This is a genomic window from Enterobacter sp. ODB01 (genome assembly GCF_001623605.1).
GTDB classification, from domain to species: Bacteria; Pseudomonadota; Gammaproteobacteria; order Enterobacterales; family Enterobacteriaceae; genus Enterobacter; species Enterobacter kobei.
In genome coordinates this window covers 2,779,987-2,799,484 of sequence record NZ_CP015227.1, presented here as the reverse complement: position 1 = coordinate 2,799,484, position 19,498 = coordinate 2,779,987, and the positions used below count along the sequence as shown (strand labels likewise).

Below are 19,498 nucleotides of genomic sequence, written 5' to 3'. Positions count from 1 at the left end.
GCCATTCGGCTGCCTTAGTCTCCCCTGCTCACAGCTTAGCTGTTGCGGATGTACTCATCCATTTCGGTTTTCAGGTTATCGGATTTAGTACCGAAGATTGCCTGAACACCAGAACCTGCAACAACCACGCCCGCTGCGCCCAGTTTTTTCAGACCCGGCTGGTCTACTTTCGCAACATCGGCAACGCTCACACGCAGACGAGTGATACACGCGTCCAGGTTAGTGATGTTCTCTTTGCCACCGAACGCTGCAACCAGGGCCGGAGCCATTTCGCTGGTCACACCTGCTTTGCTGTCTTCAGTTGCATCTTCACGGCCTGGGGTTTTCAGGTCCAGTGCTTTGATCAGCACGCGGAAGATGGTGTAGTAGACAACGGCATAGCACGCACCCACGATTGGGAACAGCCACAGTTTGCTGCTGTTACCGGACAGAACGATAAAGTCGATCAGACCGTGAGAGAAGGACGTACCGTCACGCATACCCAGCAGGATACAGATTGGGAACGCCAGACCCGCCAGAATCGCGTGGATAACGTACAGAATCGGCGCAACGAACATGAAGGAGAACTCGATCGGCTCGGTGATACCGGTCAGGAAAGAGGTCAGCGCTGCGGAGATCATGATACCGCCCACTTTTGCACGGTTCTCTGGTTTAGCAGAGTGCCAGATTGCAATCGCAGCTGCCGGCAGGCCGTACATTTTGAACAGGAAGCCACCAGACAGTTTGCCTGCAGTTGGATCACCTGCCATGTAACGTGGGATATCACCGTGGAATACCTGGCCTGCTGCGTTGGTGAATTCACCAATCTGCATCTGGAATGGAACGTTCCAGATGTGGTGCAGACCGAATGGCACCAGGCAACGCTCGATGAAGCCGTAGATACCAAACGCAACAACCGGGTTCTGGTAAGCAGCCCACTGAGAGAAGGTCTGGATCGCGGAACCGATTGGTGGCCAGATGAAGGACAGGATCACGCCAGTGAAAATCGCTGCCAGACCAGAGATGATCGGAACGAAACGCTTGCCCGCGAAGAAGCCCAGATACTCAGGCAGCTTGATGCGATAGAAGCGGTTAAACATATACGCTGCAATCGCACCGGAGATGATACCGCCCAGAACACCGGTGTCTGCCAGGTGTTTCGCGGCAATCTCTTCTGCCGGTAAATGCAGAACCAGAGGCGCAACCACAGCCATGGTTTTCACCATGATGCCGTAGGCAACCACTGCAGCCAGCGCAGAAACGCCGTCGTTATTGGTGAAGCCCAGCGCCACACCGATCGCGAAGATCAGAGGCATGTTAGCAAAGACGGAACCGCCTGCTTCGGCCATCACATGGGAAACTACGGCTGGCAGCCAGCTGAAGTTTGCAGAACCGACACCCAGCAGGATACCTGCGATAGGCAGTACGGATACTGGCAGCATCAGCGATTTACCGACCTTTTGCAGGTTAGCAAATGCATTCTTAAACATAATTGAGAGTGCTCCTGAGTATTTGTGCTTTTTTTACGCTTTCACGCATTGGCCCGGGGGGAGTACCGTGCCGTGGACAGGACATCTAAGCGCCCTTTATTTATTACACAGAGTAAAATAATTCCCTCTGGGATTGTTTGACGGCTATCACGTTTCAGCTTAAGACGGACGAAAAACTTGCAGTTATTTACAAAAAGCATGTCTGGATGTGTCTAAATACATCCTCACCGCCCCAAATGAGGCGGTGAACTTTACTCGTTTTGTTTATTAATTACGAGCCTAAAAAAAACAGGTGTATCAGACAGATTGCAGGCGGGCGGGGTCGATATTGAACAGCGCAGAGAAGTTTTCCGTCGTGACGCGGGCCAGCTCTTCGATGCTGACGCCTTTAAGCACGGCCATGTATTCCGCAACGTCTCGCGTCATGGCTGGCTGGTTCTCTTTCCCGCGATGCGGTACCGGTGCCAGATACGGAGAGTCTGTTTCTACCAGAATGCGGTCGAGCGGAACATAACGCGCAGCATCACGCAGCTGCTCTGCATTACGGAACGTCACGATCCCGGAAAACGAAATATAAAACCCTAGATCAAGCAGTTTACCCGCCGTTTCTCTGTCTTCTGTGAAACAGTGTAGTACGCCACCGCAATCCGTCACCTTTTCTTCCTGGAGGATCGCCAGCGTATCGGCGCGTGCATCACGGGTATGCACGATGACCGGTTTGTTCAGCTCGCGGCCAATGCGGATATGGTTGCGGAAAGATTCCTGCTGGCGCGGTTTCGTTTCTGGCGTGTAAAAATAGTCCAGCCCGGTTTCACCCATCGCCACGACGCCCTCTTCCGCAGCCAGTCGGCGTAACTCATCAACATCGTACGCTTCATCCTGGTTCAGCGGATGCACGCCGCAGGAGAACACCACGTTATCGCGAACGCCCACCAGCTCACGCATGGCGCGGTACCCCGGCAACGTCGTCGCCACGGCAAGACAAAATTTCACATCGCGGGCAGCGGCTTTTGCCAGCACGTCATCCACGTCATTGTGAAGGGATTGATAATCCAGGCCATCAAGATGGCAGTGTGAGTCGACTAAAAACATAATGTCTCTCTCAGAGATGGGAAACAGGCGGCGTAACGCCTGGTTGCAGGTAATGTTCAATACGCAGTAACTGGTCGGTCAGTAACAGCTCGCGATTAAGACCCGTTACGGTTAAAAGCTGTTCCCGGCTTTCGCAGATATCATGAAGGATAGCGTGCAAGGACGTTCCTGAAAGGCGGCTCGCCAGCAGGTTCACCAGTGGCCACGCGTCCGGGTTTGTCAGTAGCGTTGCCCGCTGCTGGAGCTTTAGCGCATCCAAAAGTAAGGACGCCAGCCAGTGCAAACGCTCAACGGCCCGATCGCTATTCAGTGCAGGCAGCAAGCTCAACCAGTCCTGGCTGTTGAGCGAAGCCTCGACGGCCTTACAGAGCGTTTCTCGCTGCGACCAGACATCGGGTTGCAGTAATGCCAGCGCCGCTGCGGGCGCGCCGCTGCTCAGGCGAAGCGCAGAGAGCGCACCTTCCTGTGACGTTGTCACCTCGCGTTCTAGCCAGCTCAATGACCATGATTCCTGGGGCACCGCAAGGTGATGAAGACGACAGCGGCTGCGCAACGTTGCCACCAATCGGCCCGGATCGCGGCATGAGAGGAAGAACCATGTTTTCTCCGGCGGCTCTTCCAGCGTTTTGAGCAGCGCGTTAGCCGCCGCCTCGGTCAGTAATGCAGCGTCGTTGAGCCAGACGACTTTCGCCCCGCCCAGTCGCGCATGTTCGTACAGTTTTTCACTGACTTCACGCACGGCATCAATACCGAGCGCGCTTTTGCCCTTCTCAGGCGCCAGCGTGTAATAGTCAGGATGCGTGCCCGCCTGCATCAGCTGGCAGCCACGGCATTTCCCGCAGCTTTTGTGCCCTTCAGGCTGCTGGCACATCAGGAAACGGGTAATGGCGTAAATTAGCGCATCATCCCCCATCCCCGGCAATGCCTGAATCAGTAACGCATGATGCCCCCGACCGGCCTGATAGCTGTTGATCAGCTGTTCAAAGTGCGGGCGCAACCATGGATACCATTTCATGCCTGCTGCTCCTGTAGCCACTGCGTAACGGTCTGCTGGATGTCTTGCGTGACGTCTTCCAGCGATTGCGTCGCATCGATGGTACGAATTGAGCTGTCCTGCGCGGCCAGCTCAAGATAGCGTGCGCGGGTGCGGTTAAAGAAATCAAAGGACTCTTGTTCAATGCGATCCAGCTCGCCGCGCGCGCGGGCGCGTTTGAGGCCCACTTCCGGAGTGACATCCAGATAGAGCGTCAGGTCCGGGCGAAAATCACCCAATACGGCATTACGCAGCGTTGCCAGCATTGTCTGGTCAATACCGCGTCCCCCGCCCTGATACGCCTGAGTGGACAGATCGTGACGGTCGCCGATCACCCACTTGCCATCGGCCAGGGCGGGTTTAATCACCGTCTCAACCAACTGGACGCGGGCCGCATAGAACATCAGCACTTCGGCTTTGTCAGTGATAACTTCGTCGCCAACAGATTTGATATCCAGCACCAGGCTGCGCAGTTTCTCAGCCAGCTGAGTGCCGCCTGGCTCTCGGGTGAAGACCATGTCAGTGACGCCAAGCGCGTTCAGCGTTTCCACCACTACGTCGCGAGCGGTGGTTTTCCCCGCGCCTTCGAGTCCCTCAATGACGATGTATTTACTGCGCATTTTTTTCCTTAAGTGCCTTCAGATAGTCCTGAACAGAGCGATTATGACTGACAAGGTTGGTGTTAAAGGTATGCCCCCCTTTTCCGTCAGCCACAAAATAGAGATACGGTGTTTTGGCCGGATGCGCGGCGGCTTTAAGCGACGCCTCGCTCGGCGTTGCAATCGGGCCCGGCGGCAGGCCGTTAATGACGTAGGTATTATACGCCGTTGGCGTCTCGAGATCTTTCCTCGAAATCTTTCCGTTGTAGCGCTCGCCCATGCCGTAAATAACGGTAGGATCGGTTTGCAGACGCATGCCAATGCGAAGACGGTTGATAAATACCGACGCGACCCGATCGCGCTCGGCAGCAACGGCAGTCTCTTTCTCGATGATCGAAGCCATGGTCACGAACTGGTTTTGATCTTTATAGGGCAGCCCTTCCATACGCCTTTCCCAGGCGGAATCGACTGCCGCGACCATCTTTTTGTGCGCCCGTTTAAGAATTGCGACATCCGTCGTGCCCGCGGTGTACATCCAGGTGTCCGGCCAGAACCAGCCTTCCACCCACTCAGGATGCTCAAATTTCAGCACCCCGGCGACCGTCTCGTAACGATCATCTTTCAGAGTGTGCTTGATATAGGGTGCATCACGCAGCTGTTTCAGGTAATCGCTCAGTCGCATTCCTTCGACAAAACGCAGCGGGAACTGCGCTTCTTTGCCACTTTCCAGCAGCTGCAGCATCTCCCTGACGGTCATGCCGGGCGTAAAACGATAGGTACCGGCCTTGAAGTGAGACAGTTCCGGCTCGATACGCAGTAACCACTGGAACACGCGCGGGCGGTTGATGATTTTATCGCTGTAAAGCTGTTCGCCCAGCGCCATCCGCCCGGTACCGGCTTTAAGGGTAAAAATCGTCTCGTCTTTAATGAGGATCTTACTGTCCGCCAGCTGGAAAACTTTCCATACACCGACGCCGGCGGCAGCGCCGAGGACAACCAACAGTAACAGAACAAGGCGTAACAGTTTCATCATGCTAATCGGACGACTCACAAATTGGGGCTAAATAGTGGTAAAGTTCGCGCGCGGGCCACTCTCGCTCTGCGTAGCGCTGTACGGGGACAACCGGCATTAGCGCGTTGCAGATAAGCACTTCATCAGCCTGCGCGAGCGCCGTTAGCGGCGCATTCACTTCGACAACGCGATACGCGGTCAGTGCCAGTTGGGCGATAATAAACTGCCGCATAATGCCGTTTACGCCCGCCTGATCGAGGCGTGGGGTAAAGACATCCTGCCCACAGCGCCAGAACAGATTTGCGGCACAGCATTCCGTAAGCCACCCATCGCTGTCAAGGACAAGGGCTTCATCGGCATCCGTCTGCTCAAGATGAGAACGAATCAACACCTGCTCAAGGCGGTTGAGGTGCTTCATTCCTGCAAGATAAGGGTTGCGACCCAAGGGGATCGGGCTGAGAGCAAGCGTTACGCCGGTTTCTTTCCAGCGTGCGTAATGCGTTGGGTATTCAGAAACGCTCAGGATGCGCACCGGTTGCTGACAGCCTGCGGGGCTATAGCCGCGACCGCCAGCTCCACGCGTGATAACAACCTTTAACACCCCGTCACCCTGTTTTTGCGCCATATCCCGCATTTCCGCAGCAAGGGTTTCCCATGCATCAAACGGGATAGCCAACCTTGTGCAGGCCGTCTGCAAACGTGTCAGATGGTGGCTGAAAAGTGAAACAACGCCGCCGCTAATTCGAGCAGTGGTAAAACAACCATCCCCAAACTGAACGCTACGATCGTTCACATCTAACTTTTTTTGTAACTCACCATTAATTAGATACATTCACCCTCCATATAAATACCTGACTAGGGTGGCAGGTGAAAGAGGATATCGCAAGTCTGTTATCTTCGAATAAATGTAAAAAAGCACAGGAAGGTTGGGCGCGCCTACGCCTGTATACATGAAAGAAATGCTATTCGCCTATTAATGAACAAATGAAATATTATTCACGGAGAGGATTATTAAAGTTAAATTAAAAACACTCATTAGATATAGTTTATAGTTCATATTTTAGCACATAGATATAATCCCCCATGTGAATACCCAAGTGCGCAAGATGGTTTTAAAAACACAAGACAATGTTTCTTGCTGAAAACTATCGAGCATCATCACATCGTGTGCCATGAGTACTCACCTGTGTTTTATATCAATCACACTCTTCAAGGACATTATCAATGAAAGGAAAAGTAGCGGCTGTTGCCTTAATCACTACACTCGGAATGGTTTCTGCCGCGCAGGCCGATGATGGACAGGTAAATTTCACCGGTAATATCATCGAGCAAGGTTGTAAAATTGACACCACCATGACCGCGCCGCAGACCGTCAAGTTAGGTGATATCGCTAAAACTGCTCTGCCAGAGGCTGGTTCTGTTGCCGCGAATACTCGCTTTACTCTGAAACTGTCTGAGTGCCCGGCAGACCTGAAAGGCAAAGCTGTTGTTGTGAAATACACCGGCAAACCAGACGCCACTAATAATGACTATCTGGAAGTCACCGGCGCAGGCACCACTGGCGTTGCCAAAGGCGTTGCTATTCAGTTGCTGAACGGCGACGGCACCGCGTTACCGCTGGCAACCGCATCTAAAGCAGCGACCATCGATGCGACTGCTGGCACCGCTACCATGAATTTCAGCGCACAGTATATCGCAACTGCCGCTACCGTTGAGGCGGGTTCCGCTAACGGTACCGCTAACTTTACGCTGGCATACAATTAATCATCGCGCGATAAATTTCCGCCTTTGGCTATAAGCAATGCCGGGGCTTCCCGGCATTGCTATTTTGAGGTTAACCAGATGAAATTAGTGAATTCATTAATCGCCGCTGCATTTGTTTTTTCAATGGCAACAGCGCAAGCGGGTGTTATTATTGGAGGCACTCGCATCATATACCATGCAGACAAAAAAGAATCCTCCCTGGACGTCAAAAACCCAGACCCGTACTCCTATTTAATACAGTCATGGGTTGATAAAGATGAAAACGACAGCAGTAAAACACCGTTTATCGTCACGCCGCCCCTGTTCCGCTTAGCTGGCAATGAAGAAAACAAACTGCGTATTATTAATACGGGCGGGAATCTGCCACAGGATCGTGAGTCACTGTTCTGGATGAACATTAAAACCATTCCGGCAACAGAAAAGTTAGACAACGTAAATACCCTACAGATTGCGATTAAGACACGTATCAAACTCATTTATCGCCCCGCATCGCTTACTGAGATGCCGGAAAAGTTTGCCAGCAAGCTTAGCTGGAAACGCAGCGATCAACAGCTTACGGTCAGTAACCCAACCCCCTATTACATGAACTTCAGCGAAGTCAAAGTCGGTGCCAGTACGGTTACGGATGCGACATACGTTGCGCCCATGTCCAGCGCGACCTTCAGTCTTCCGGCAAATGCCAAAGGCAATATTCGCTGGAAAATTATCAGTGACTTCGGCGCAGCTGGCGCGGAACACCAGACGCAGTAATCACTCATTAGATACTCGGACTCCGAAAGGATCACGGAATGATCAGAGCTAAAAAAAATAAGATCTCGCCAACCCGACTGGCCTGCTTCATCGCATTACAGTGTACGTTCTCGTTGTCGCACCCTGCCTGTGCCCGGGAGTATTTTAACCCCGCGCTACTGGGTATTGACGGTCCAGGTAAAGACATTTCTGACCTGAGTGCCTTTGAAGAAGGTGTTGGCCAAATGCCGGGTACTTATCGCGTTGACGTGCTGGTCAATCAGACGTTGACTGGCACACATGACATTGAATTTAGCATGCAAAAGGACAGTCACGGCCAGACATCATTGCAACCGTGCCTGAGCGTGGAGATGCTGCGTGATTTTGGCGTCCGAACCGAGCAATTTCCGCAGCTGACCGGAGAGACCAACTGCGCAAACCTGGCCGCTATTCCCAGCGCTGCTAGTCAGTTCGTCTTCAATAAACAGCAACTTTTGTTGAGCATCCCTCAGGCGGCGATGAATAACCAGGCACGTGGATATGTTGCTCCAGAACGCCTGGATGAAGGCATCAATGCGCTGCTGCTTAATTACAGCTTTACAGGCGGCAACACCCAGGCTCGTCACTCTGATATGACCGATTCAGACAGCTACTACCTGAACCTGCGCCCAGGGCTAAATATCGGCCCATGGCGCGTACGTAACTACAGCACCTGGTCACGCAATACCAGCGGCAACAGTACCCAGAATAACTGGGATTCAGCATATACCTACGCTCAGCGAAATATCATCGCGCTCAAAAGTCAGCTGACGCTTGGCGAAAGCAACTCCCCTTCCGATCTGTTTGACAGCGTGCCTTTCCGGGGTGCGCAACTGGCCTCCGATGACGACATGCTGCCTGACAGCCTGCGCGGCTACGCACCGGTGGTTCGCGGAATTGCCCGGACCAACGCCCAGGTCATCATTAAACAAAACGGCTACACCATTTACCAAAGCTATGTGTCGCCGGGGGCATTTGAGATCACTGACATGTATCCCACGGGCAGTAGCGGCGATCTGGACGTGACGATTAAAGAAGCTGACGGCAGCGAACAGCACCAGTTGGTCCCCTTCGCCTCACTGCCGGTTCTACAGCGTGAAGGTCGTTTAAAGTACAGCCTGACCAGCGGTCAGTACCGTCCTTACGACAGCGCCGTCGATAAAACATTCTTTACTCAGGGCTCGGCCATCTACGGCCTGCCAGCAGGATTTACCGCCTACGGCGGCGGACAGCTATCGCAACATTATCAGTCGCTACTTGTGGGGATCGGTAAAAACTTTGGTGGGCTGGGAGCCGTATCCGTCGATGGCACGCAGGCCTGGTCAACCCAACAGGATCAGGAAAAAGCGATCGGCCAGTCAATGCGGGTTCGTTACAGTAAAAACATTCTCGAAACGGGGACCAATATCGCCATTTCGGGTTATCGCTACTCAACTTCAGGCTATTACACCCTGCAGGAAGTGCTCGACACCTGGCGGGACAGTGACTGGCAGGACAATACCGAACGCCGGCGTAATCGTGCCGAGATATTGCTTAACCAGAATCTCTGGGAAGGCGCGGGGTCCATCTCGTTAAACGCCATCAGCGAGGATTACTGGAACAGCGACCGAACAATGCGCTCAATCGGCGCGGGTTACAGCAACAGCTGGAACGGCATCACCTGGAGCCTGAACTACAGCTTTAACCGTAACACCACTGATGCCCGCGACAGCGACACCGTTTACAGCGAGGACCAGGTGTTCTCAATGAGTATCAGCGTGCCGCTGGATCGCTGGCTCAGCAGCAGTCGCGCCACCTACAACCTCAATACCAGTAAACATGGCAGCACCAGCCATACGGTCGGGCTGAATGGCACCGCGCTGCAAGATCAGAACCTCAACTGGAGCGTGCAGGAAAGCGAGACGAACCACGATGGGGGTAACGGCGGTAGCGCCAGCCTAGACTACCAGGGTACCTATGCCAGAATGAACAGCGCCTACAGTTACGACCACGATCAGCGCCGGGTAAATTATGGTATCAGCGGCGGTGTGGTTGCGCATGCAAATGGCATTACGCTGAGTCAGGAATTAGGTGAGACCGTCGCTCTGGTTGAAGCGCCGGGAGCAAGCGGTGTTGATATCACTAACCAGACGGGCGTCAGCACCGATTTCCGCGGCTATACCGTTGTGCCGTTTATCAGCCCATACCGTGAAAACACGCTGTCGCTGAATACCGAACAACTGCCGGATGATGCCGACGTTGAGCTTTCTGCGAAAACGGTCACGCCAACCCGAGGGCTATTGTCCGGGCACATTTTGACACACGTGTGGGTAAACGCGTTTTGATGACGTTAACCCGTCGTGACGGGCGCCCTGTTCCGTTTGGTGCAATCGTGACTGACGACAAGAACGCAAAAACCACCTCGATTGTCGGTGATGGTGGACAGGTTTATCTGGCTGGTATGTCACTTCAGGGAAGTGCAACCGTTAAATGGGGTGCAAATAAGCAGTGTCATACCCGCTGGCAATTACCAGAGAGCACATCATCAAGCGCAATTGTAGAGGTCAACGCATCATGTCGTTAAATAAAATGCTTAAAAAATGGCTAACCCCTGTTATTTTTATTCCATGTGGTCTGTCAGGCATAAATTGCGCCTACGCAAATTATATTGAAGTTCAATCTTTCCATGTCATGCACCATGGATTTTCTACATTATCTATACCGAATGTCGTGGGCGGCACGACAGACTGGTATGATAATGATTCCATTTATACCGAGACTATCCCCGGCGAAGGAAAAAACTCCTATATTGATTTGTCTGTTAACGGACAATTACTTGCCGACAATGTGACCTGGGCAACAAGCAATCCAGGTATTGGTATTCAATATCAGGTCCATGTTTCATCTGTACCGGGATATTCACCGCAAGATAATCCCACAGCTCCCAATTACCGCATCAATCTGCCAATTGTCGATGGTAGCGCGCGTGACGGTTACTACCATGTATGGTATCGCCTGGTCAGATTAAGTGAAAAAATACCAGCAGGTACTATTATTTCTGTCCCCGACGTAACCATGAACGTACATAACCCTGATGGTGATGGTGTTGCGTTAGATTCGGGCCTGATTCTGTCCGGCGTAGTCAGTCAGCCAATTGTAACTGCCTGTACTATTAACGCACCAAAGGAAATAAAATTATCCCCACTGTATGGTGCAAGCCTGGCAAGTGGCGCATCAAACATTACCGACGTACCCAAAGTTGAGTTGAAAAACTGCCCTGGCGCGATTAATGGGATCACCTATAACTTATTCGCGGTATACGGCGCACACAATGCCAATAATGGGGTATTAAATACGGTCACTGGCGATGGTTACGCCAGCAATGTCTATATTCAGGTACAGAACGCCGATGGTTCTGCACATAAGATCAACAGTGAGATCAATCTGGGCCTTTATGACGGGTCAGGCGACTACACCCTGCCCGATTTTAAGGTCGCTTATTATATTGATGACGCTGCAACCGTTACTGCTGGCAATGTGAAATCGGCCATTGAACTTAAAGTAACCTACAACTAATACATAAGGAATGAAAATGAATATCGCGAATGGAAAAAAAATAGCGATTCTGGCAACGCTCTGCGGAGGTCTGTTTTCTGGCGCGTGTTCAGCCAACTCGGTCAATATTGACATTACAGGCACGGTTGTTGCCTCACCCTGTGTGGTCAATGGAGATAGCCCCTCGCTGGCGGTAAAATTAGGTGACAATATACAGGCTGATAGTCTGGCCACTGCCGGAAGTGCAACAAACTGGACTAACTTTACGCTTGCATTAACAAACTGCCCTGCTTCAACGTCCAGCTTTAGCGTTACTTTTGGCGGTACAACGGATACCGATACTAACTATTATAAAAATACCGGAACGGCCACTAACCTGAAGCTGGAGTTGACCGACGAAACGACTAACACGGCTTACAAGAGTGGCGCCACATTGCAAAATGTCGCCATCAGCAGCAGTACGCACGCCTATGATTTGAAAATGCGTGCCCGCGCCGTTTCCAACGGCAACGTGATGCCAGGCACCATTATCGGCCAGGCACAGGCCACCTTTACCTATCAGTAATGCAGGATGGGGATGATGATAGAACGGGTAAAATCTACTCTCGCATGCCTGGTGTTTGCACTTTGTAGCTCCGCGCAGGCAACCACTATCGATCTGAGCGGCACGGTCGTGGCGTCTGCCTGTACCGTGGATACGGGATCCAAAAATCAGACAGTAAGGTTCGATCAAGCACGAGCGGTAAACTTTAGTCGCGTTGGGGCAACCGGAGAATGGCAGGATTTTTCACTCACGCTTTCATCCTGCCCCAGCTCAACGACACGTGTTAAGGCTACCTTGACCGGCGATTCAGACAGTGACGATCAGACAAAATTTGCTAATAGCAGCGGGGATGCAACAGGCATGGCGATGCAGATCATGACCCGCGATCATCTCACCGAGATCTCACCCGCGGGCTCGATTACCGTCGATGTAGACAGAACAACGCACTATGCGCAGTTCCCTCTCGCGGCCCGCCTCTATACCCCTACGGGAACCGTCACGGCAGGCGAATTTAACACCACCGTCCAGTTCACTTTCACCTATCAGTAACGAAAATGTGAACTAAAAAAAACGGAGCGCTATGCGCTCCGTTTTTTATGGGCAAGAAACCATTACACGCGTTTGAAAATCAGCGAGCCATTGGTACCGCCGAAGCCGAAGGAGTTACACAGGGTGTACTCCATACCGCTAACCTGACGCGCTTCGTGAGGCACGAAGTCCAGATCGCAACCTTCATCCGGGTTATCCAGGTTGATGGTTGGTGGAACCGCCTGATCGCGCAGCGCAAGGATAGAGTAGATTGACTCTACTGCACCCGCCGCACCCAACAGGTGACCGGTCATGGATTTTGTGGAGCTGACCAGTACGCGGCTGGCAGACTCGCCGAAGATGGACTTAACAGCCTGAGCTTCCGCTTTGTCGCCTGCAGGTGTAGAGGTACCGTGCGCGTTAACGTAGCCAATCTGAGCTGGCGTAATGCCCGCATCACGGATCGCGTTTTCCATTGCCAGCGCAGCACCTGCGCCATTCTCCGGAGGAGACGTCATGTGATAAGCATCGCTACTCATACCAAAGCCAACGACTTCAGCATAAATTTTCGCGCCGCGTTTTTTCGCGTGTTCATACTCTTCCAGCACGAGCATGCCCGCACCGTCACCCAGTACGAAACCGTCACGGTCTTTATCCCACGGACGGCTTGCCGCCTGAGGATTATCGTTACGGGTAGAGAGCGCACGCGCTGCACCAAAACCACCGACACCCAGAGGGGTACTGGCTTTTTCTGCACCACCCGCAACCATAGCATCTGCATCGCCGTACGCAATCATGCGCGCGGCCTGGCCGATGTTATGTACGCCAGACGTACAAGCAGTCGCGATTGAAATGCTTGGACCACGCAGGCCAAACATGATGGTCAGGTGACCCGCCACCATATTAACAATCGTGGACGGAACGAAGAACGGGCTGATTTTACGCGGGCCGCCATTCATCAGGGATGTATGGTTTTCCTCGATCAGGCCAAGACCGCCAATCCCGGAGCCGATAGCGGCACCGATACGGGTTGCGTTCTCTTCCGTAATTTCAAGGCCAGAATCCTGCATGGCCTGAACGCCAGCGACAATTCCATATTGAATGAAGGCATCCATCTTGCGCTGTTCTTTGCGCGAGATGATCTCTTCACAGTTAAAATCCTTTACTAAGCCAGCAAATTTCGTTGCATAGGCGCTAGTATCGAAATGGTCGATTAGGCTGATGCCGCTCTGACCGGCAAGGAGAGCTTTCCAGGTGGACTCTACGGTATTGCCGACAGGAGACAACATGCCAAGTCCGGTCACAACTACACGACGCTTAGACACGTTTGTCCTCCAGGGAGGGATAAAAAAAGAGATTCGTGGGACTAAAAAAGATAAAACTCAGGCGGTCGAATGACCGCCTGGAGATGTTCACTTACGCCTGGTGGCCGTTGATGTAATCAATGGCAGCCTGAACGGTGGTGATTTTCTCAGCTTCTTCGTCCGGAATCTCAGTATCAAACTCTTCTTCCAGAGCCATTACCAGCTCAACGGTGTCAAGAGAATCTGCGCCCAGGTCTTCAACGAAGGAAGCGGAGTTCACAACTTCTTCCTGCTTAACGCCCAGCTGTTCGCCGATAATTTTCTTAACGCGTTCTTCGATAGTGCTCATACTCTTAAATTTCCTATCAAAACTCGCTTTCGCGATGGTTTTCGTAGTGTATAAAATGTTGAAAAATTTGCAACTAAATCCCGGCAGGTCTTACCACGATTTTACGTTATTTTGAGGCCATTTGCCCTAATAACGCAAATATTTTCGATCGTGATTAAACCATGTACATCCCGCCGTTGACGTGGAGGGTTTCACCAGTGATGTAACCCGCTTCGTCAGAGGCTAAAAATGCAACCGCACTGGCGATTTCTTTAGGGTCGCCAAGACGACCCGCCGGAACTGCTGCCAGTGTACCCGCACGCTGCTCATCGGTCAGCGCACGCGTCATGTCCGTTTCAATAAAGCCCGGAGCAACAACGTTTACAGTAATCCCACGGGACGCGACTTCACGCGCCAGCGACTTACTGAAACCAATCAGACCCGCTTTCGCCGCAGCGTAGTTAGCCTGACCAGCATTTCCCATGGTACCAACCACAGAACCAACAGTGATAATACGACCATGACGCTTTTTCATCATAGCGCGCATTACCGCTTTTGACAGACGGAATACAGATGACAGGTTGGTTTCGATAATATCGTTCCACTCATCATCTTTCATTCGCATCAGAAGGTTGTCGCGAGTGATCCCGGCATTGTTTACCAGAATATCCACTTCGCCAAACTCTGCACGAATATTTTCCAGAACAGATTCGATAGATGCAGGTTCGGTCACATTCAGTACCAGACCTTTACCGTTTGCACCCAGATATTCGCTGATGGCCTGAGCGCCATTCTCGCTGGTTGCTGTACCAATCACTTTCGCGCCGCGCGCAACCAGTGTTTCAGCAATTGCGCGCCCGATACCACGGCTTGCGCCAGTGACCAGGGCAATTTTTCCTTCAAAACTCATGGTATTCCTCTTTTATTGCGAGAGTGCCGCTGACATCGCTTCCGGCTCGTTAATCGCGGACGCTGTCAGGGTGTCAACAATACGTTTTGTCAGACCGGTGAGGACCTTACCTGGGCCGACTTCATACAGTTGCTCAACGCCCTGAGCGGCCATAAACTCAACGGTTTTGGTCCACTGTACCGGGCTGTAGAGCTGGCGAACCAGCGCGTCGCGGATGGCTTCCGGCGCGGTTTCGCATTTCACATCGACGTTGTTCACGACGGAAATCGTCGGTGCGTTAAAGGTGATTTTTTCCAGCTCAACCGCCAGTTTCTCGGCAGCGGGCTTCATCAATGCACAGTGAGACGGCACGCTCACCGGCAGCGGCAGTGCACGTTTCGCGCCTGCAGCTTTACAGGCAGCACCGGCACGCTCAACCGCTTCTTTATGACCGGCGATAACAACCTGGCCTGGCGAGTTGAAGTTAACCGGAGAAACCACCTGACCTTCAGCAGACTCTTCACACGCTTTTGCAATCGCGGCATCATCCAGGCCGATAATGGCAGACATGCCACCCGTGCCTTCCGGCACCGCTTCCTGCATGAATTTACCGCGCAGTTCCACCAGACGCACCGCGTCAGCAAACGCGATCACACCGGCGCAGACCAGCGCAGAATATTCTCCCAGGCTATGACCCGCGAGCAGCGCGGGGGCTTTACCACCCTGCTGCTGCCAGACGCGCCACAGTGCAACGGAGGCGGTCAGCAATGCTGGCTGGGTCTGCCAGGTTTTGTTCAGCTCTTCGGCCGGACCCTGTTGAGTCAGCGCCCACAGATCATAACCCAGCGCGTCAGAAGCTTCACGAAAAGTCTCTTCAATGACCGGGTAGTTTGCTGCCATTTCAGACAACATCCCAACGGTTTGAGAACCCTGGCCCGGGAACACAAAAGCAAATTGCGTCATTTTTTTATTCCTTATCCTAGAAACGAACCAGCGCGGAACCCCAGGTGAACCCGCCACCGAAGGCTTCAAGCAAGACCAACTGGCCCCGTTTGATTCGTCCGTCGCGTACCGCTTCATCAAATGCGCACGGTACTGACGCCGCAGAGGTGTTGCCGTGACGGTCCAGCGTCACCACAACGTTATCCATCGACATGCCCAGCTTTTTAGCGGTCGCGCTGATGATACGCAGGTTCGCCTGATGCGGTACCAGCCAGTCGAGTGCGGTACGTTCAAGGTTGTTCGCTTCCAGCGTCTCATCGACAATGTGCGCAAGCTCAGTCACCGCCACCTTGAACACCTCATTACCCGCCATGGTCAGGTAAATAGCGTTATCCGGATTAACGCGATCGGCGTTAGGCAGCGTTAACAGTTCACCGTAGCGACCATCGGCATGCAAATGCGTAGAGATGATACCCGGCTCTTCGGACTGCCCCAGCAGCACCGCGCCTGCACCATCACCAAAAATAATGATCGTCCCGCGATCGGTTGGATCGCAGGTACGCGCCAGTACGTCAGCACCGATCACCAGCGCATATTTGACGGAACCCGATTTAACATACTGATCGGCAATGCTCAGCGCATAGGTAAAGCCTGCACACGCGGCGGCAACGTCAAACGCCGGACAGCCTTTAATACCGAGCATGTTTTGCACCTGGCACGCTGCGCTAGGGAAAGCATGCGTGGCAGACGTCGTAGCGACCACGATCAAGCCAATCTGTTCTTTATCAATGCCCGCCATTTCGATAGCACGCTGTGCGGCTTCGTAACCCATGGTGGACACGGTTTCGTCTGGCGCGGCGATACGACGTTCACGGATACCTGTGCGCGTGACAATCCACTCGTCAGACGTATCTACCATTTTTTCCAGATCGGCGTTGGTACGCACTTGTTTTGGCAGGTAGCTGCCGGTACCTAAAATCTTCGTATACATGTACGCTCAGTCACTTTTAGCTAATACAGATTCCAGGCGAGCGGCAATCCGCTGAGGGACTTGTCGCTGCACCGCCTGCACTGCCTGTTCAATGGCGACAGAAAATGCTCGCTGATTGGCGGCTCCGTGACTCTTAATCACAATGCCGCGCAATCCTAACAGACAGGCGCCATTATACTGGTCGGGGTTGAGGTGACTGAATCGCCGCGTCAGGCTTTTTTGTAACCAACGCTTCAATAAAATCAGCCACCAGGCACTTTTTTTGCCCTCTCCCTGAGATTTCAGCAGAGAAAGGAACATGCGCACGACCCCTTCCATGGTCTTCAACGTGACGTTCCCGGTGAAGCCATCGCACACCAGAACGTCCGTTTTCCCCGTCAGCAACTCATTGGCTTCGAGATAACCAATATAGTTGATGGAGGGAACCTGTTTGAGCATTTCAGCAGCTTCGCGAATGCTGTCCAGGCCTTTGGTCTCTTCTTCACCAATATTTAATAACGCCACGCGGGGATTCTTAATCCCGACCACGTCTTCTGCCAGCACCGATCCCATCACGGCGAACTGAGCCAGCATGGTACTATCACAATCCACGTTAGCACCGAGATCCAGCACCACCGTTTTGCCCTTTTGTTGATGCGGTAATACCGTCACCAGCGCCGGGCGCTCAATACCCTCAATCGGCTTGAGCAATAATTTCGACAGCCCCATCAGCGCGCCGGTATTTCCCGCACTGACGCAAGCCTGCGCTCGCCCTTCTTTCACCAGCTCCAGCGCGATCCGCATTGAGCTCCCACGGCTGTTGCGAATCGCCTGCGAAGGCCGGGCATCACTGGCAATAACTGACTGCGCAGGAATAATCTGCAGACGTGAACGTTGTTCAAAGTCAGCTTTTGCAAGTAATGGCGTGATTGTGTCGGGATTGCCGACTAAAAGAAGTGTGAGTTGCGAATTAGAATTCAGTGCCTGCAATGCTGCAGGCACTGTCACGGAAGGGCCAAAATCTCCCCCCATGACATCTAACGCCAGGGTTAGACGTGTCAAGGTATCGTCGCAGCCTGGTTCGGTAACTTCCCCGTTTGCACGGGGAAATCCTCACTAAGCCTAATCACGCTGACGCGTGATTACTTAGTGATAACCTTGCGGCCGCGGTAGAAACCGTCAGCGGTGATGTGGTGACGCAGGTGTTTCTCACCAGAAGTCTTGTCTACAGACAGGCTGGTAACTGCAGTCAGCGCGTCATGGGAACGACGCATGCCACGTTTGGAACGGGTTGGTTTATTCTGTTGTACGGCCATGGACCTTACTCCTCAATTACTTACGCTTTAAGCTGGCTAATACGGCAAATGGGTTTGGTTTTTGCGCTTCATCAGGCAATTCCCCAAAGACCATGTCCGCCTCGGACACTTCACAGTGTTCAGAATCATGCACCGGAACCACTGGCAAGGTGAGGATGATTTCATCTTCAACCAGAGCCAGAAGATCGATTTCACCGAATTCGTTTACCTCAATCGGCTCATACGCTTCCGGGAGTGCTTCAGCCTGTTCGTCAGAACGAACCGGACTAAAACAATACGTTGTGTGAACATGCTGTACAAACGGTTTCCCGCAACGCTGACACTCGAGGGTTACCGTCACCTTTGCATCACCGGTTAAAACGGCGAGACGCTGGTTGTCGATAGCGAACGACATGGAGCATTCTACATCACTGTCCACACTGACTACGGATTCGGCAATACGCTCAGCCTGATCGGAAGTATAAATACCTTCGTAATCGAGGCGTTTTTGAGCCGTACGAACCGGATCAAGAGTCAGGGGTAATTTTACCTTTTGCATAGGGCGCGCATATTAACTTTGTAACGTCATAGAGTCAAAGAAAAAGGCAACCAGAGCTGCCTTTTGCCAATTATTCGCACACATTGCGGCCTGTAGTTTAAAATGGCTGGCATCGATACGCTATATCTGGTGATAAAAATATGCCAAATCTCGTCCTTGCTTCCACTTCTCCTTACCGCCGAATGTTGCTGGAAAAGCTTGGGATCCCGTTTGAATGTGCCGCACCGGATGTTGATGAAACGCCACAGCCTGGTGAATCACCACGACATCTGGTGAGCCGTCTCGCTAAGGAGAAGGCGCAGTCGCTCGCAGCGCGCTATCCTTCACACTTGATTATAGGCTCCGATCAGGTTTGTGTGCTGGACGGAGAAATAACAGGTAAACCGCACACTGAAGAGAACGCGTTCAAACAGCTTATGCAGGCGCGTGGCAACATTGTGACCTTTTATACGGGTCTGGCGCTCTATAACTCCGCCTCTGGTCATCTGCAAACGGAGTGTGAGCCTTTTGACGTGCACTTCCGCCATCTCAGCGAGCAGGAGATCATGGATTATGTACGCCGGGAGCGTCCGCTGAACTGTGCGGGAAGTTTTAAAAGTGAAGGATTGGGGATTGCGCTATTCGACAAGCTGGACGGACGCGATCCGAATACGCTGGTGGGGTTACCGTTGATAGCGCTGTGCCAGATGTTACGCAGAGAAGCGTGTAATCCGCTGACCCTGTGACGTTTGCCCAGCGGCGCTTCGCTTGCATGGGCCTACAGGTTTCGTAGGCCGGGTAAGCGCAGGGTATGAACCGGAAACATGGGTAACACTTTAGACCGGATACATGGGTAACAGTTATAACTGGCATAGAAGAGGAGACTCGC

20 protein-coding genes and 1 pseudogene are annotated in these 19,498 nt (G+C 52.6%); 7 read left to right on the top strand and 14 right to left on the bottom strand.

Going from position 1 to position 19,498, the window contains the following annotated elements:
* Positions 1-35: 35 nt before the first annotated feature.
* The 6 genes from ptsG to pabC all read right to left on the bottom strand — a co-directional run bounded on the left by ptsG (position 36) and on the right by pabC (position 6,037).
* Complete coding sequence (gene ptsG, locus A4308_RS13320; protein ID WP_014883391.1) at positions 36-1,469, bottom strand: PTS glucose transporter subunit IIBC; 1,434 nt, start codon at positions 1,467-1,469, stop codon at positions 36-38.
* Between the two features lie 297 nt (positions 1,470-1,766).
* Positions 1,767-2,561 (bottom strand): metal-dependent hydrolase, encoded by a 795-nt coding sequence (locus A4308_RS13315; protein ID WP_045282237.1) that lies wholly within the window; start codon positions 2,559-2,561, stop codon positions 1,767-1,769.
* A 10-nt stretch (positions 2,562-2,571) separates the two neighbouring features.
* On the bottom strand, positions 2,572-3,576 hold the full coding sequence (gene holB, locus A4308_RS13310) for a DNA polymerase III subunit delta' (protein ID WP_045282238.1): 1,005 nt from the start codon (positions 3,574-3,576) through the stop codon (positions 2,572-2,574).
* Positions 3,573-4,214, bottom strand: coding sequence for a dTMP kinase (gene tmk / locus A4308_RS13305; protein WP_014883388.1), 642 nt, complete (start codon positions 4,212-4,214; stop codon positions 3,573-3,575). Before tmk ends, holB begins: the two co-directional genes overlap by 4 nt.
* Entirely contained in the window at positions 4,204-5,226 is a 1,023-nt protein-coding gene (gene yceG / locus A4308_RS13300) for a cell division protein YceG (protein ID WP_045282239.1), read from the bottom strand. The genes tmk and yceG overlap by 11 nt, the downstream gene beginning before the upstream one ends.
* Position 5,227: 1 nt before the next feature.
* Positions 5,228-6,037: an aminodeoxychorismate lyase gene (gene pabC, locus A4308_RS13295; RefSeq protein WP_014883386.1), complete on the bottom strand. Its 810-nt coding sequence runs from the start codon at positions 6,035-6,037 to the stop codon at positions 5,228-5,230.
* 392 nt (positions 6,038-6,429) lie between these two features.
* Here pabC and A4308_RS13290 point away from each other — a divergent pair, with 392 nt between their 5' ends.
* From A4308_RS13290 to A4308_RS13265, 6 genes and pseudogenes are all read left to right on the top strand, one after another.
* The gene (locus A4308_RS13290; RefSeq protein ID WP_014883385.1) at positions 6,430-6,969 is read left to right on the top strand and encodes a fimbrial protein; all 540 of its coding nucleotides are present in this window, start codon (positions 6,430-6,432) and stop codon (positions 6,967-6,969) included.
* 78 nt (positions 6,970-7,047) lie between these two features.
* Entirely contained in the window at positions 7,048-7,719 is a 672-nt protein-coding gene (locus A4308_RS13285) for a fimbrial biogenesis chaperone (RefSeq protein WP_045282240.1), read from the top strand.
* Positions 7,720-7,757: 38 nt separating this feature from the next.
* Positions 7,758-10,300, top strand: a pseudogene (locus A4308_RS13280) (fimbria/pilus outer membrane usher protein).
* Positions 10,291-11,292, top strand: coding sequence for a fimbrial protein (locus A4308_RS13275; RefSeq protein WP_023332700.1), 1,002 nt, complete (start codon positions 10,291-10,293; stop codon positions 11,290-11,292). The pseudogene A4308_RS13280 and the gene A4308_RS13275 overlap by 10 nt, the downstream one beginning before the upstream one ends.
* Before the next feature lie 16 nt (positions 11,293-11,308).
* Entirely contained in the window at positions 11,309-11,836 is a 528-nt protein-coding gene (locus A4308_RS13270; protein WP_045282242.1) for a fimbrial protein, read from the top strand.
* Positions 11,837-11,842: 6 nt separating this feature from the next.
* Entirely contained in the window at positions 11,843-12,364 is a 522-nt protein-coding gene (locus A4308_RS13265) for a fimbrial protein (protein ID WP_045282243.1), read from the top strand.
* A 62-nt stretch (positions 12,365-12,426) separates the two neighbouring features.
* Here A4308_RS13265 and fabF read toward each other — a convergent pair whose 3' ends face one another.
* The 8 genes from fabF to yceD form a co-directional block, all read right to left on the bottom strand.
* Positions 12,427-13,668: a beta-ketoacyl-ACP synthase II gene (gene fabF, locus A4308_RS13260; protein WP_014883379.1), complete on the bottom strand. Its 1,242-nt coding sequence runs from the start codon at positions 13,666-13,668 to the stop codon at positions 12,427-12,429.
* 91 nt (positions 13,669-13,759) lie between these two features.
* Entirely contained in the window at positions 13,760-13,996 is a 237-nt protein-coding gene (gene acpP, locus A4308_RS13255) for an acyl carrier protein (RefSeq protein WP_003857954.1), read from the bottom strand.
* 154 nt (positions 13,997-14,150) lie between these two features.
* The gene (gene fabG, locus A4308_RS13250; protein WP_008500795.1) at positions 14,151-14,885 is read right to left on the bottom strand and encodes a 3-oxoacyl-ACP reductase FabG; all 735 of its coding nucleotides are present in this window, start codon (positions 14,883-14,885) and stop codon (positions 14,151-14,153) included.
* Positions 14,886-14,897: 12 nt separating this feature from the next.
* Positions 14,898-15,827, bottom strand: coding sequence for an ACP S-malonyltransferase (fabD, locus tag A4308_RS13245; protein WP_014883378.1), 930 nt, complete (start codon positions 15,825-15,827; stop codon positions 14,898-14,900).
* Positions 15,828-15,843: 16 nt separating this feature from the next.
* Positions 15,844-16,797: a beta-ketoacyl-ACP synthase III gene (locus A4308_RS13240; protein WP_023332696.1), complete on the bottom strand. Its 954-nt coding sequence runs from the start codon at positions 16,795-16,797 to the stop codon at positions 15,844-15,846.
* A gap of 6 nt (positions 16,798-16,803) precedes the next feature.
* The gene (plsX, locus tag A4308_RS13235; protein ID WP_014883376.1) at positions 16,804-17,838 is read right to left on the bottom strand and encodes a phosphate acyltransferase PlsX; all 1,035 of its coding nucleotides are present in this window, start codon (positions 17,836-17,838) and stop codon (positions 16,804-16,806) included.
* Positions 17,839-17,918: 80 nt separating this feature from the next.
* Positions 17,919-18,092, bottom strand: a complete 174-nt coding sequence (gene rpmF / locus A4308_RS13230) for a 50S ribosomal protein L32 (protein ID WP_003857964.1) — start codon at positions 18,090-18,092, stop codon at positions 17,919-17,921.
* Positions 18,093-18,108: 16 nt separating this feature from the next.
* Entirely contained in the window at positions 18,109-18,630 is a 522-nt protein-coding gene (gene yceD, locus A4308_RS13225; protein WP_014883375.1) for a 23S rRNA accumulation protein YceD, read from the bottom strand.
* Between the two features lie 140 nt (positions 18,631-18,770).
* Between yceD and A4308_RS13220 the strand changes: the two genes are divergently transcribed.
* The gene (locus tag A4308_RS13220) at positions 18,771-19,355 is read left to right on the top strand and encodes a Maf family protein (protein ID WP_023332694.1); all 585 of its coding nucleotides are present in this window, start codon (positions 18,771-18,773) and stop codon (positions 19,353-19,355) included.
* Positions 19,356-19,498 lie beyond the last annotated feature (143 nt).